This window comes from Dactylosporangium sp. NPDC005572 (assembly GCF_040605515.1).
Taxonomy (GTDB): Bacteria; Actinomycetota; Actinomycetes; order Mycobacteriales; family Micromonosporaceae; genus Dactylosporangium.
Window position 1 is genome coordinate 16,503 of record NZ_JBEXCY010000001.1, and the last position, 13,821, is coordinate 30,323.

The following is a 13,821-nucleotide window of genomic DNA, read 5'->3' on the forward strand; positions in this document are numbered from 1 at the left end:
GGGAGGCGCCGCCGCAGGGCCGCTCTGCGGGGTGGTTGGCGCGTCAGGCAGGTCATCGGGCATGTCAGGCTGCCTTCGTGATGCGGCGCTGGAAGGCGTCGCGGTCGGCGGTGAGTTCGTCGCCGTCGGGGCGCTGCCACCAGGCGGGCATGGTGAACTCGACCGGTGGCAGGTTGCCGATGAATGCCAGGGCTCGGCCTTCGGGCAGGGTGCGTAGGTCGGCGAGATCGACGAGGTGTTCCCGGCGGACGTTCTCGGACACGCTGGCCCGGCCGCCGCCCCAGGAGTGCCCGGAGGAGACTTCGAGGACTTGCCCGGCAAGGGCCTGGGCGTCGCGCAGCCCCTGCACGTCGGTAGAGCCGCCGATGATCAGCCGGCAGTTGGCGGAGGCGTCGATCGCCCGGCCGGCTTTGTCGCCCCAGCGTTCGGTCAGTTGCTGAGTGTTCTGGGTGAAGATGTCGATGGCGATGCCGGAACCCCCGCCCTCGGTCATCAGCGACGGCAGCGACTGGATCGGTGCGACGTTGGCGATCTCGTCGCCGACGAAGTACAGCGTCGGTTCGATCCGACCGCCCGCCGCGGTCAGCGCGGCACGTTTGGCCTGGTAGAGCAGGTCTTCGGAGACGGCGCCGAGCAGCGGGGCGATGAGTGCCTGGGCGTCGCGGGTGCCGACCAGGTAGATCGTGCCGGAGGCGGCCAACCAGTCCAGTACGTTGAACCGCTGACCGCGTGGCGGTGAGCAGGCCCTCAGCACCCGGGGGTCGTTGAACGCGTCCAGGGCGCCGGACATGACGGACTGGATGGTGTCGCGGGCCCGGCCGGTCGTCTCGCGGTGCCGGGCGAGCCGGTCGGCCCACGCGTGCACGCCGTGGTGGCGCAGGATCCGCTCCGGCCGGGCGTCGGCAGGGTTCTGCGACCAGGCGAGGACGTCGACCATGGTGGCGGTGCCGTCGATCGCCGCGGCGTGCAGCAACCCGCGGATCAGCGACGCCGCCTGGTCCTGGAAGTATTTTCCGTTTTCGACGGAGTCCTGTCCGACGCCGGAACCGCTGGCGAAGCCGGAGGCGCGCAGCATGGCCACGATCTGGTCCTCGGCGCCGTCGATCGGTGACCAGCGCAGCCGCTCGACGCCGTCGATCGGGATCTCGCCCTGCGGCTCGAACACGTGGGTCGGGCCGATCCGGCTGCGCCGGGTGTAGGTGACGGCGGCGACGTCCAGGCGGGTGGAGGTGGAGATGACCGCGCCGCGGGCGTCGAGGATCCGCGGGATGACGCAGCGGCTGGTTTTCCCGCCGAACCGCGCCACCGCCGCCGCCAACAACGTGTATTCGTTGGCCAGGTACAGCGGTTCGCCGGTGAGGGTGTCGGTGCCGAGCAGTCGGGCGACCTCGAGCGGGTCGCGGCGCCGCGCTTCCTTCACCGCCCGCTGCGCCGGGGTGTCGCGGTCGCGGATGGTCAGCCCGGGGCGGACGACGTCGGCGCGGGCCAGCACGGCCGGGGCGCTGAGCATGCGCCGGATCTGGCCGCGGCGGGCGAACCCTCGTCGGCGCAGGACCCGCTGCGCCACCGCCAGCGTGGGCACGGCGATCAGTCCGGCGTGGTAGAGGAACAGCCCGGCCCACATCGGGTAGAGCACGACACCGGGCGGCATGTCGCCGCGAGCCTCGGCGGGCCACGCACCGGCCGGGTCACGCAAATGCCCGGCCAGGCGCAGGGCGACGCCTGGGGCGTCGGCTGGCCGGGTGTCCGGCCACGCCAGGTGGGTGACGACGCCGCCGAGCTGGCCGGCCAGCCACAGCGTCCACGTCAGGGTCGGCAGCACCACGGCCAGGACGCCGAGCATCGCCAGACGGACCATGACGTCGGCGCGGGCGAAGCCCTGCTTGGGCAGGTGATGCCCGGGGGCGGACAGCGGCGGCCGGTGCATCACGCCACCCGCCGATCCGTGGTCCCGGCCCCAGCCTCCGAGCCCGGCCGGCCGGGGCCGTCGGGCCCGGCGGTGCGGTGTTCACCTAGGTCCTCGGTGGCGGTTTCGGGCAGGGCCTCCATCCGGCTGTCGGTGTGCACCATCGCCCGCTCGATGCCGGACAGCAGGTGCCGCACGACGATGGACCGGTTGCCGATCCGCCATAGGCCGACGCCTTGGCGCAGGTGCTTGAGCAGGTCGGTTTCGGTGTCGTTGGTGCCGAGGAACTCGGCGGCCTGCTCCAGCGATCCGGGTTCCTGCCCGTAGGACACCCGGACGCCGGAGTCCTCGATCAGGCCCCGGGCGATCCTGACTTGCTCGGAGTCGGCGCCGCCGACCGCGGCCAGATCACTGAAGCGGTGGAAGGCGAGGATGTTGCCGATGCCCAGCGCGCGGGCCAGTTTCGTCTGCTCCCGCATGCGGCGCACGAGGCCGAGGTGCCGGGCGACGAGCGTGAACTCGTCGTAGATGCAGATCCGTGGCCCCGCGGAGGGGCGGGACAGTTCGGCCTCGAGCCAGCTCTGGGCGCAGGTCATCGCCATTGCGGTGAGCTGGTCCGAGGCGCGGATGGCCTGCAGGTCCAGCACGGCACCGGGTGCGTCGAAGTCGATCCGCGCCTGGCGCCCGCCGTCGGTGTCGAAGACGCCGCCGAGCGCGCCGCGGATGAGCCGTTCCAGCGCGAGGCGGACCCGGCGGGAGTCGGTGGTGAACGCGTCGAGGGGGTAGTTGACGGCGTCGAGGCGGTGCCGCCACTGGTCGGGCTGGCCCATCGCGTGCAGGACCGCCGACAGTGTGGGGGTCGGCTGCCGGTCGGGGTCGGTGCCGTCGCCGGTGCGGGTGACGGCGTCGACGGCGTACTCGATGAGTGAGCGTTCGGCCTCGCTCAACCGCTCGCCGACCTGGATTTCGAGGAGCCCTTCGAGGAGCAACAGGCGGCGGGAGCGTTGCAGCTGTAGCCACTGCGGTACGCCCATGCTCGGGTCGCGGCGGATCGCGGCGAGGGGGTTGATCGCGACGCCGAGACCGGGGCCGATCCGCACCGGCGTGATCCCGCACAGCCGCGCGAGCTCGGCGTATTCGGAGCGGATGTCGACGGCGTAGAAGCGAACCCCGAACGGCACGCCCCGGAAGGCCAAGGTCTTGAGCAGGCTGGACTTCGCGGTGCCGATCCGGCCGGATACCACCATGTTCGGCGCAGTCAACAGCTTCGCCCGGTACAACTCATGCAGGCTGAAGCAGAACGGAGTGCGGGAGTACACGTCGAGGCCGACGAACGGCCCGTCAACGGGCAGTTCCTCGCCGACGACGAACGGGAACACCGAACACAGCTGCGCCGAGGTGGTGGTCAGCGGCGGCAGGCTCAGCTGCGACCCCACCCGACCGGCCGCGGTACCGTAGCCGCCACGCGCGCCGACCGGCGGCAGCCCGGTCAGCCGATCCTCCTCCGCTGCCAGGGCTCGCTGTTCACGTTGCAGGCGCCGTGTCGCGCGGCGCAGATCCCGCTCCGCGGCCCCGCGCCGGACCAGCTCCCCGAGTGATCCTTCCCGCCGCACCCCGCCGCTGCGGCGGCTCACGCCGCCCACCCCCTGATCGGCTTGAGCCCCCGGGCGAGCGGCAGGGCAGCGGCGGCGAACGCCTGGTCCTGCTCGCCGTACAGCACGATGGCGTCGCAGCCTGCTCGCGACAGGATCCGTTTGACCGCCCGGGTGTCCCGGTCGAGGTTCTCAACCGTGGCGGCGGTGACGGTGACCAGCAACGCGTAGCGGTAGCGGACATGCCCGTGCGCCTGCTCGCGATCGATCTGCCGCACCGAGCGGGCTTCCTCGTCCTCCCGCGCCGTGCGCACCAGCCGCAGCTTCTGCTTCGTGACCGCGTCGCCGGCGCGGGCGACCTGGTCGCGGCGCGCGGCCAGGTTCGCCAACTGGGCCGGGACCGGCTGCGCGGTCAGGGTGACGGTGCGCCGGCAGGTGGTGCGGGTGTAGAGCGGGGTGAGCCAGGTCGCGCCGACCGGCTGGCGCGGCATCTCCGCGACCCACAGGGTGCGGGAGTAGCCGGCGTCGTGGCGGTAGGTGTCCCAGCCGACCGCCTCCGCCGCGACCGGCCCAGCCAGCCGCGGCGCCACCTCGGCGGGGCCGTCGGTGCGCACGTCGGCGATCTCCTGCTCGGCCGGGTCCCACTGCGTGCGCAGCACCGCCGCGTACCGGCGCGGGGTCAGCCAGCCGTGCACGCTCACCCCGGCCTCGGCGACCGATGCCGCGATCCCGGGGAGCTTGTCCAGGACCGCTGCGGCGACCGCCGCGTCGCCGCCGCCGGCCTCGGCGATCTGCCCGGACATCCGAGTGAGGTCGAACACGACCACGAGGTGGATGTCGTGCCGCTGTGCCATTGCCGAACCCGCGGCGGTCACCTCGGCGAGGGACCGGTACGCCAGACAGGTGTGGTCGATAGCCCGCTGCTGCAGGAACCGCACGGCGCGGTTCCCGGCGTCGGGCACTGCCCGGCTGGTCACCGACCAGCGCACTAGCCCCTGGTCGGCGTACTCGGTGCCGAGGATGTTGAGCAGCCGCGCCCAGTCGACGAGGCGCAGGGTCCGGGTGTCGGTGTCGGCGAGGATGAAGTTGGCGCCCGAACAGGACAGCGCGGCGGTCACCGTCCGTTCCCGGCGGTGCAGCAGCAGCCCAACCTGGGTGACGCCGTCTGCGGCGACCGCGGGCAGCCACGTGTACCCGGCGGCCGGGCCGGGCAGGTCCATATGCTGCTCGACACCGCCACTGGCGAACACGCCACCGCGGTAGCGGTCCTGCCCCACGGCCCGCTGCACCAGCGCCCCGGCGATGACCGGCAGCCACTCGGTGATCCGCCGGCCCCGGACCCGCACCAGCGCCAGCACGAACAACATCGCCGCGGTCACGAACCCCGCTGCCGCCGACCACGGCCGCCCAGCGGCGAGCAGGTTGACTGCGACGACTGCCACGATCAGGCCCGCCACGACGGTGCCGATCTGACCCCAGCTGAACCCCAGCACCGCCCCCCGGGTTGAGCGAGGCGGGAGCGTGAACTGCGTCATGCGCCTATCCCCCGTACGTCCGTGTCGCTGCGCGCTCGGCACGATCGCGACGTCACTTCACTCGGTTGTGTGCTGCTGCTGCCGTCAGATGGCCGCAGCCGCTGCGGCAGTCGAACCGCCTCCGCCAGCGGCGGGCCCGCCGGAACTACCGGCCGACGCGCCGCCACCCGGTGCGCTCCCGGCGCCGTCCGCACCACCGGCAGACCCGCCGGACAGGGCATCCGCCAGTCCCTGCGACGTACCAGCACCGGCGGCCGGGTCGGCAGCGCTGCCACCGCTGGTGCCTAGGTCAAGGTCCTGACCGGCGCCGCTGGCGCCGGTCGGGTCCGCCGGCACGCTCATGTGGCCGCCGTCGTCATGTCGGTCGCTGGTGGCCCTGCCGGTGCCCCGGGACATATCCCGGGTTGCGGCGGCGTCGTGGCGGGCGCCAGCGGCGTTGACGTCGATCGCCTCGGCCTCCTCGGCGTTCGGTGAGCCGCCCCGGTCGTCGCCAGCGGCCGGGCCACCCTCGCCGCTCGTGGCCCCGACCGGCTCGCCTGAGGTGTTCCGGTCGACCTCGCCGGCCAGTTCGCTCGCCGTCTCACCGGCGCCTCCGCCGGTGCCCGCCAGCTGGCCGGCGTCGTCGATATCGGCGAGGTTGTCGTCCATCACCATGGCCGCGTCACCTGCGCCGTTGCCGCCGGAGCGGCCGTCCATGGCCGAGTCCACCGCCCGGCCCAGCAGATCACCGATGCCGGCAGCGGCTGCAGTGGCGAAGCCACGGCCGTTGACGTCGGCGAGGTAGCCGTCCCAGATCGCGGTCAGCCGCAGCAGAATGCCCGGCGCGAACACCATCAGCCAGATGATCAGCACCGCCTGCAGCACGGTGGTGACGTCGTCGGACTCATACGCCGCGCGGGTGCCGTAGATCCACAGTGCGGCGATCGCGAACTTGCTCATCGCGAGGGCGTTGACGGTCCAGAACCAGCGACGACCCCACGAGCGGGTCTCGTGCGACGCCTGCCCGGCCATCGCCACCGCCCCGAACAAGGCCGCCGCGGTGGTCAGCATGCCCCGGAACAACATGATGATGAGCAGGAAGAACAGACCGACCAGCGCCAGCAGCCCGCCGACCAGGGCCAGCGCTCCGGTCCCGGCGCCGCCGGACAGGTTTGTCAGTGCGGTGATCCACACCGACGCGTCCCAGTTTGTATCGGCGTTCTGCGCGATCAGGGCGTTGGTCGCCTGGTCCCACGCGGTGACGATCAGCCAGGCGATCCCGCCGGCGAACGTGATGCCCAGCACCGCTCGGACCAGACCGCCGACGCTCGCCAGTGGTCCGGGACCGCCGTTGAACCGTAGCGTGTTGATGATCGCCGAGATGATGAACAGCACGAAGACGAAGATCAGCATGATGCCGGCTGTTGAGTTGTAGACCAGGTAGAACGACTCGTCCGGCGCGCCGATCGACGTCTGCGTAAACACCTGCTTGGCCAGCATCGACAGCACGACCGCAGCGCCCTGCACGAGCAGGCTGATCACACCCTGAATGCCGGCGTCGACCCCGCGCTGGACCGCTTCGTCGACCGCCTTGTCGAGCTTGCACTGCTGGTCGAGTAGCTCGCACTCCTGCTTCACCGGCGGTGGCGGCGGGGCCGTCGAAGCGCCGAGCGCAGGCAACAGGGCTTCGGCGACGGCGTCGCAGCGGCTCTCTTTCGCAGCCCAGATTTTCGACTCCTGGAAACCCTGCGGGCCCCTTCCGGCAGCCCCGACGGCAGCGACCGTGAACTGCCGACAGCCGACCATTTCCGTCGTCGGCGTCCTCCCGGCCGGGACGTCGGCGAGGGTGGCTCGGGCGCCTTCCTTCGGATGCGCGGCCAGCTCGAACGACACCGTCTGGCAGGCGGCGAGTTCGGCGGGGTTCTTGGTCCGGCTGCAGGCCGTGGTCCAGTGCGAAACTGTATGTTCCGGCGGGGTCGGGGTGTAAACGGCCCAGCTGAAACACCACCGCTGCTGGTCGGACGGCAGGTCCCCGCCCCCGCACGCCGAGGCGCCAGGAGCCTGTGCCGGCGCGGTCGGCGACGGTGGTGCCGGGGTCGGAACCGCACGCGCACTGCCCGACGCGATCAGCAGCACGCAGACGAGCACGGTCAGGATCAGCAGGCTGTGCGCCCATCGCCGGGCACGCCGCCGGAACTGGACCGCCATCGCGGCCGCGCCGGGCCGGACCGGCTCGTACCGGCGCTGCTGGGTCCGACCGACCTGCACGCCGGTCACGCTGCGACGCACGTGCGCCGACCGCGGTTGCGCGGTGGCCGACATAACCGCTTTGGCGGCGGGCAGCGGCGCGAGCAGCGGTTGCAACCGCGACCGCCAGGCAAGCACCCGACGAACGAGCACATGACGTGGACTGGGGTTCGCGGGCATGGTCACGGCGCCCAACTGTCCGCGCCGAGCAGCCTGGCGAGCGGTTGCCCGTCGCGGGGGCTGCCGTCGCGGACGGTGCCGGCCACGTCCGGCGGCGGCACCGGCACCGGCGCGCCGACGGCGGCCAGCCGCCAGCCACCAGCCGTCCAGCGCATCGTCAGCTCGTGCACCGTCCACACGCCGGCCAGACCGCCGTCCCCGACACTGCTCACCCCGTCAGTGCGGGCTCCGAACAGCGACAGCACCAACGTCTGCACCCGCACCGTCCCCCCGACCGGCACCGTCACCGCCGGGTCGTCGGCGTGTTCGGCCCACACCCGAACCGTCGTGCTCTGCCAGATCCCACCCGCCTGCGCCCGTGGCGCCGCTGGCAGCAGCTGGCCCAGATCCACGTCGGTGACGTCCGGGAACAGCCGCCGCACCAGCGCGGCCGCGTCCGGCTGCGGCAGGGTTCCGGCATCGGCCAGCACCGTCTCGAACCGGGCCGCCGCGTCACCGGCGCCGCGCGGTGTCGCCGGGAACCCGACCGGCACTCCGTCGACGACCCACACACCACCCGGCGGCGGCGGTACCGGCGCCGGCTGCGCCGCTTCGGCGGGTCGCAGCCAGCCGTACAGCACCGCGCCGGCAGCCAGCGAGACGACCACGGTGAGCAGCCACCGCGGCCACACAGCTCGGCGCACGTGGGCCGGCTTGTACCCGCCCATCAGTTCTGCACCGCCGAGGCCTGGATGAGCCAGGCGATCGTGCTGGTCCCGCAGCCGACGATGATGGCGATCAGCCCCGCCTTCCACATCATCGACTTGCCTCGGTCGGACACGACGTGGGCGCCGAAGATCGGGCCGACGCCGAACGCGATCACACCGGACACGAGCCCGCAGACGGCGGCGACGACGCCGAGGTAGAGGGTGGCGTTGGTCAGGGTGTAGAAGATGTCGGTATTGGGCACCGCACCCGGGTCGGGACGCACCCGGCTCCAGTCGAATCCCTCTCCGGCTGGCTGCGTCGGCGTCGGTGTCGGGGCCAGCTGCAATCTCCACTGAGGACCGTGCGCCGTGGTAGCCGCTGCAGTCCACGCCCCCGCGTAGGACAACATCGTGTTCAGCTCCTCGAACCCTTCAAGACGTGGGAGACCCGCCTGCGTGGCGCAGACCGGCATCGGACTGGCGTGTCGGCGCCGGCTGGCTTGGCACCATCGAGTCCGGCATGCAGGCGGCGGCCAGTGCCACCAGCGCCACCCGGGTCGCGCGCCGGCACCGGCGCACGTCAACTGGCTCGGGCCGGGCCAGGTGCTCGTCGAACGGCACCCGCACCACTGACCGGACCCGGGATGCGGCCTGGTGACAGACAGCCCGAACCTCCCGCGGCGGCTGCGGCGCACTCGCCACCACCGCCAACACCGCGCGGTCGGCGACCGCGTCGAGACCGCCTGCGCGCAGCTGCGCAAGCAGGTGCAGGGCGTGCCGGACACCGTCGACGCTGGCCCGCGCCACCAGCACAGGCGCGGTGACCACGGTCAGATACCGCCAGACCCCGCTGACGTCCGCGACCGGCAGCTCGGCAACGACCGCGCTGGTGTGCGGGCCGAGCGCTGAGATGACCTGCACCGCCTCGGTGAACGTGGGCGGCCGCCGCTGCGGGGTGCGCTGCGGCTCCGCTGTGAGCGCGTAAACGCCTGTGGCTCCGCGGCGGGTCCAGGACCGGGCCGCCCCGAATCCGTACACTCGCGCACCGGTTTTCACTGCCTGTAAGGCGTCCCACAGCGTGCCGCCATCGCCTCGGACCCGATCAGTTAAGCCGCTCCACGGGCGGGCCGTCGCGTCGACCGCCAGCACCGGATGCATCGCCGCCAGGGCGAGCAGTCCGCCGAGCGCGGCGGTAAGCGTTGACCGGCCGACCCCGCCGTCGGCGGAGGTCAGCCCGATCAGACTGGTCCCGATCGGCAGCCTCGCCGCACGCTGCCACAGCTGGTCGACCACACGTCCCGCGCCGAACTCCCGCGGGACCACCACAATGCCATCCATGTCTGGGTCGTCGCGGTCCGCGACCGCGATACCTGTGGCCGGCGGCAGTCGGCGGCGGCGGCCCACCACCGGTGGCATCGCGGAGGTGCCGCTCGGCGCTCGGCCTCGCTGCGCCGCCAACGCATCGCCGTGGTGCGGTGTGGAAGTCACCGGATCCTCCTCGCAGCTTTGGTCGGCGGGCCCATCTGTCGGCTGTACGCCAGGTCGGCCCGGGGCGGGCGCCGCAGCTCGCGCGCTTCCGCCCGCGGCTCGCATCCCAGGTCACGGTTCAGGGGACGGAGCCGCGCGGGGCGCCGGGGAGGCAGAGCCCCGCGCGGTGCAGATCGCTGCCGTCAGCCGACGGCCGCTGTGTCGACGGCCGACCCCTGATCGGTCGGCACAACAAGTCGGCAAACGCGGAACGGCCGCCATCCCCCGTAGCAGCCCGATGGCTGCCGCGTTGCGGACGTCCCTGCAGCGATCACGCCATCGACGTTGCCCGGTCCGGCCGCTGATCGAAATGTGTTACGCCGTGACGTGCTGTGTGATCCCGCAGCTCCTCGTCACCGCGACCCGGCCGATGCGCTGGTCCGAGTCACCGGCGCGCTCGCGCCCGTGTCCCGCCGGTCCGGTGGCACCTCCAGCTGCGGGGCACCCGGCCGCGCGTTGCGGCAGCAGGCACCTCACCGCGAGCGGCATCGTCCCATTAGCCCGGAGCCTCGATGACCGCCAGTTTTCGTCGCCTCCGCCGGGGAGGCACCCGCCCAGGCCCGCGGGGGCGGTGCGGCGAGCCGCCGTCAGGACGATGCGGTCGCCGCGGAAGGTCGGCTCGAGTCAAGCGAGATTTCAGTCGCTAGCCGAACTCGGCTGCCTCGGGCTTACTCGCCCGAGCGGCACAGCATCTGATGCTAGGCAGCACGTCACGACGCCGTCTTCGAGCCTCGGGACAGCACGAACAGGCAGATCACAACGGCGCGGCTGCGCTGGCTCGGTGAGGTGCCCGGACCCCCGACCGAGGACGTGGCCGCCTCGGCAATTCTCCGGATAGACCTCGCGCCACTGCGTCGCGGTACCGCGGGTTCTTGAGGCTCTCCATCTCGCAGTATTGCCATGAACTGCACATCACTGAAGTGCCCTTTGCCGTCGAGGTACGTTCCTCGTGCCAGCGAACTTTGTCCCCGTAAAGGTTTCTGTCGTCGAGGTTTGTCCGCTTGGTTGAGACGATCGGTCTGTGGGTAGGCAGATCGATCCTAGTGAGGCCTATCCATCCTCTAGAAGGCCCAGCTGGCCGACTGCTGCCTGGAGGACGCCAACCTCGGCAACCGCGGCCTGTGAGCGGCCGACCTCTCCGACGCCATGTCGACCAGCAATGTCCTGAACGAGGCTAGGCACGACAAGCGAACGAAGTGGCCCAGCCAGCTTCGCCCCCCACTAACACCCGGTCGCCTTGGCAGCTGAGCCCAGCCGCCACCGCCGATCATGGGCCAATCGACTTCAGGAAGCGAATTCCCGTGCCTTGCGCTGCACTCTGCGACTGTCCGCCAGTTCGTCGCGTAACAGGATGTGTTTGAACTGCCACACCGGTCCGACTTGGCGGAGGATTCCCCGCCGATGAGCGTCTTCCAGAAAGTCGAACAGCGGCAACGGCAGTCGGCCGCTCAGGGCGAGCCAGACGCGAGCGGTCATTAGCGCACCCCAGGCCGTTCCGCTAATGCCGATCACCACCGCGCCCAGCACGCCGGCGATGATTCCGACAGTGGGCTCGGCGATCATCCCGAAGGCGATGCCGCCACCCACACCGAAGACAGCGGCGCTCACCAAAGCAGCCTGACGGTCCCGCCGTAGCGTGATGCGCGGTGGTTCGCGTCTCGAGCCGTCTGCCGGACGCCGCATCCAGGTGGCCAACCCGCCGGCGAGCGCTCCTACAAGGCCACTGTTTACGCCGAACAGCAGTGCGCCGCGAACGGACGGACTCTCCTCGAAGACCAGCCAATTCACGAGGACAAACGTGAGAAAGACCGCCAACCCGACTATCGAGCCCAACGTCAGCCCGACGATGATGCGACGCGGGCGGCCACCGATTAGTCGTCGCACCTGCCGATGGTGACGAGGATCGACGCTGAAGGAAAATGCCACGGTCCGCTGTCGGCGACTCGGTTTACCGCCGCCGTACTTGATACCGATACCGATCATCGGCCCGGCAAGCGCACCCGAGACGAAGCCGACGACAAGGCTGAACGACAGCCAACTCGCCAGACCCGCGAGAAGGCCGAACGCCAGCCCACCCACCGAGGCGGAGGCGACAGCCGTCGACACCATCACGCTGACGACGAAGACCGACCGGGGCACCATCCGAGGAAGCTCCCACCACGCCAGATCGCTTGAGTCGATAGCCCTCAGGTGTTTCGCGAGGGTACCTAGCCAGATCACCGCGCTCTCCACGGAGTACTCGCGTGGCCGCAGCTTCTTCTCCGTGGCAACCAGCGGAGACGGCGGCTGGGACGCGTAAAGCGCCGGGACATAGGCGACCAGCAACTCGGTTTCGATGGTTCGGGCCCGTTTGGCCGCGAGGATCCGGCTCGGGTCGACACCCGGCCTGGCGTAGATGTCCCTGGCCAGCGACAGCATCAACGGCGTGGCCAGGACCTCGGCGAGGACTCCGTCAGGCTGCGTCCGCAGGTGTTCGGTGATGCACGTCAGCCTCCCCCGATCGTGCGTCGGGCTCTGTGAAAGGAACGCGATCTGCTGGTCCACCTGAAGTGGATGGAGACGCAGATCGGCGAGTTTATCCAAGACTCGTCCGGGCTGGTCGTCGACCCGGCTCGTCACGATCATGGACTGCCCGGCGATCGCTGCGCGGCTGAGGTGGACGACAGCCTTCGCCATCTGCGACGGCGACATCTCGTCGAGCCCGTCGAGAACTGGAAGAATCCTGCCTCGAGCCAGCGACCTCTCCAAGACTCTAAGCCCTCGCGCACGATCCGATCGCAGAAAGGGGTAGTCGCCCCTGAGCACCCGCAGTACGAATGCGTGAAAACTCTCGGTCGCGACGTCCCAAGAAGACGCTGAGACCAGCACCGGAACGCGCTGCTCGTCCCGCTCCTCGGCCAGCAGCGCGGCAGTGATCGAGGCCGCCAGGACGGATTTCCCTGAGCCCGCGGGCCCGACGATCAGCATCTGCGGCATCGGCAGAGAGGTAAAGACGTCAACCATCTCAGCCAGCGTTCCAGCACGCGGTTCGTCCGAGGTGATTGGTTTCAGCGTGTATCGCACCGGCATGGGGTCGATCTGGCTGATTCCCCGGAAAGCGAGCGCGTCGAGCCACTCAGTCCGCACAACATTTCTCAGCCTGTCCAGCATGGCCGACTCGGCCCCGTCGAGATCCATGTCGGCCGCGCCCTTCCGATCAGGCCTGGCCAGAAGGGCGGCGAGGATCAGGCTGGCGACGCCAGCGGCGGCACCGACCACGCTCGCCACCTGGTCGGAAGTGCCCAACTCATCGCGGGAGGCAAAGAATATGACGATGCCGGCGACGACCGTTACAAACGCACCGGCGGCAAGTCGCCCATGCCGCAAGTAACCTCCAACAGTCTTCGAACCGCTCAGAAAGTCCGGAACCTCACATCAGTGTTCCACAGATGTCATCCCCCGGCCCCCCGCCAAACGTTCGTAGGCGGTGAACCCCGTGCTGTCGGCCTGACGACAACCAGTCGTGACGACGTGGATCACGGGCCATCGCGGCGACGCAGTGCTCTGTTCTCTCCATGAGCCACACTAGATTGACGCGCGGCTCTGGTACACGGTGTTCGGCCGCGCAAACTGCGGACGAAGCAGACGCAGCTTCCGAGTGCGACACCGGAGGCAACGTTCGCGTATCGCTGGGCGAGGCGCTGAAGCGCGCTGGTGACGGTGCTGGCCGCAGTGTCCGGGATTGCGGGGATGGCCCCGCGTTGGCTGCGATCAGCGAAAGTGCCACGGTAACGACGGCGGCGGTCATGCCGACGGTGCGCCGAGATACCGGCCGCACGGCCATATTGCTGATGCGCGCTACAAACGCCGCCAAGGCGTTGACGTAATCGCGTCGGACCAGCGACTGCGTGGTGCGTCACGCCACCGTCTGAGGCCAGCGGCCAAACGATGGTCCATCCACCCTGCCACGGCGGTGTATGCAGTGGTTCCGATCCGCCAGCCGACGGCGATGACCGTGAAGACCATCATTCCCGCGAGGAGGTAGTCGAGCACCAAGACGACCAGATCCGCCAGCGCCGGTGCCGGGTCCGCCGTGCTGACGAACCAAGCCGTAAGCAGCCGGGCCAGCACGCCGACCGTCAGCCCGGTCGCAGAGCGTGCGGCGACGTCGCGCACGAGGTCGTTTCTCC

General features: G+C 70.6%; 9 protein-coding genes. All 9 read right to left on the reverse strand.

Going from position 1 to position 13,821, the window contains the following annotated elements; all coding sequences use genetic code 11:
- Window positions 1-64: 64 nt before the first annotated feature.
- Window positions 65-1,927 (reverse strand): TraM recognition domain-containing protein, encoded by a 1,863-nt coding sequence (locus ABZS66_RS00085; RefSeq protein ID WP_354753581.1) that lies wholly within the window; start codon window positions 1,925-1,927, stop codon window positions 65-67.
- Entirely contained in the window at window positions 1,927-3,540 is a 1,614-nt protein-coding gene (locus ABZS66_RS00090; RefSeq protein WP_354753583.1) for a hypothetical protein, read from the reverse strand. Before ABZS66_RS00090 ends, ABZS66_RS00085 begins: the two co-directional genes overlap by 1 nt.
- The gene (locus ABZS66_RS00095) at window positions 3,537-5,033 is read right to left on the reverse strand and encodes an SCO6880 family protein (protein ID WP_354753585.1); all 1,497 of its coding nucleotides are present in this window, start codon (window positions 5,031-5,033) and stop codon (window positions 3,537-3,539) included. The genes ABZS66_RS00090 and ABZS66_RS00095 overlap by 4 nt, the downstream gene beginning before the upstream one ends.
- An 84-nt stretch (window positions 5,034-5,117) precedes the next feature.
- Entirely contained in the window at window positions 5,118-6,905 is a 1,788-nt protein-coding gene (locus tag ABZS66_RS00100) for a hypothetical protein (RefSeq protein ID WP_354753586.1), read from the reverse strand.
- A 536-nt stretch (window positions 6,906-7,441) separates the two neighbouring features.
- A complete protein-coding gene (locus tag ABZS66_RS00105; protein WP_354753588.1) occupies window positions 7,442-8,146 on the reverse strand; it encodes a hypothetical protein in 705 nt (234 codons plus the stop codon).
- On the reverse strand, window positions 8,146-8,388 hold the full coding sequence (locus tag ABZS66_RS00110; protein WP_354753590.1) for a hypothetical protein: 243 nt from the start codon (window positions 8,386-8,388) through the stop codon (window positions 8,146-8,148). The genes ABZS66_RS00105 and ABZS66_RS00110 overlap by 1 nt, the downstream gene beginning before the upstream one ends.
- 169 nt (window positions 8,389-8,557) lie before the next feature.
- The gene (locus tag ABZS66_RS00115) at window positions 8,558-9,613 is read right to left on the reverse strand and encodes a hypothetical protein (RefSeq protein WP_354753592.1); all 1,056 of its coding nucleotides are present in this window, start codon (window positions 9,611-9,613) and stop codon (window positions 8,558-8,560) included.
- Window positions 9,614-10,936: 1,323 nt separating this feature from the next.
- Complete coding sequence (locus ABZS66_RS00120) at window positions 10,937-13,018, reverse strand: NACHT domain-containing protein (RefSeq protein WP_354753594.1); 2,082 nt, start codon at window positions 13,016-13,018, stop codon at window positions 10,937-10,939.
- Window positions 13,019-13,489: 471 nt separating this feature from the next.
- Entirely contained in the window at window positions 13,490-13,807 is a 318-nt protein-coding gene (locus tag ABZS66_RS00125) for a hypothetical protein (protein WP_354753596.1), read from the reverse strand.
- Between the last annotated feature and the right edge of the window lie 14 nt (window positions 13,808-13,821).

Bases quoted from the DNA above. Each gene is read 5' to 3' on its own strand.
- ABZS66_RS00085 (WP_354753581.1), bottom strand. From the start codon at position 1,927: ATGCACCGGCCGCCGCTGTCCGCCCCCGGGCATCACCTGCCCAAGCAG.
- ABZS66_RS00095 (WP_354753585.1), bottom strand. From the start codon at position 5,033: ATGACGCAGTTCACGCTCCCGCCTCGCTCAACCCGGGGGGCGGTGCTG.
- ABZS66_RS00105 (WP_354753588.1), bottom strand. From the start codon at position 8,146: ATGGGCGGGTACAAGCCGGCCCACGTGCGCCGAGCTGTGTGGCCGCGG.